Raw genomic sequence first — 530 nt, 5'->3', positions numbered from 1 at the left:
CAACAGCATGAGACCTGTAAGCAAGGAACTGAGCGAGATCTGTTATCCCTTTATTTACGAAGACAGCCCTGTGTGCGATTTCGAGATCACCGCAGACGAGTTGTGCAGCCGGATTGGGTTGGTGCTGTCGATGGAATTGGACGACTTCAGTCGAGATATTCTCACGCGCCTTCAGCCTAATGTTTACCATCTCAATGGTTCGGTGCGTGGCAAGTTAGCGATTACAGAATCGGAAGTTGAAGAGCTTAAAGCAGACTATGAGGCCGTAAAAGCGCGCATAGACGGTGGTTTTAAAGGTTTTGTGCTGCCCGGTGGCCATGCTACGTCTAGTCAACTGCATTTGTGCCGCTGCCAAGCAAAGAAAACCGTTCGAGCACTCGTCGCGATAGAGCATGCTGGGAAAAAGCAACCAGCGCCGATTCTGTTCCGTTACGCCAACTTAATGGCCAATGTCATTTACAGCTTGGCTTCTTACATTAATCATATTTACCAAGTGGAAGAAACTGAGTTTGTGTCTCGCAGCTACGCTA

General features: G+C 48.5%; 1 protein-coding gene. It reads left to right on the top strand.

Going from position 1 to position 530, the window contains the following annotated elements:
• Nucleotides 1-7 precede the first annotated feature (7 nt).
• Nucleotides 8-530, top strand: a 523-nt coding sequence (locus R7P74_RS29010) for an ATP:cob(I)alamin adenosyltransferase (RefSeq protein ID WP_318124169.1), incomplete at its 3' end; no start/stop codon positions are given.

The organism is Vibrio sp. 2033, assembly GCF_033339735.1.
Note: the sequence above shows the minus strand (reverse complement) of the source record. Positions and strands in the feature narration are given on the sequence as shown.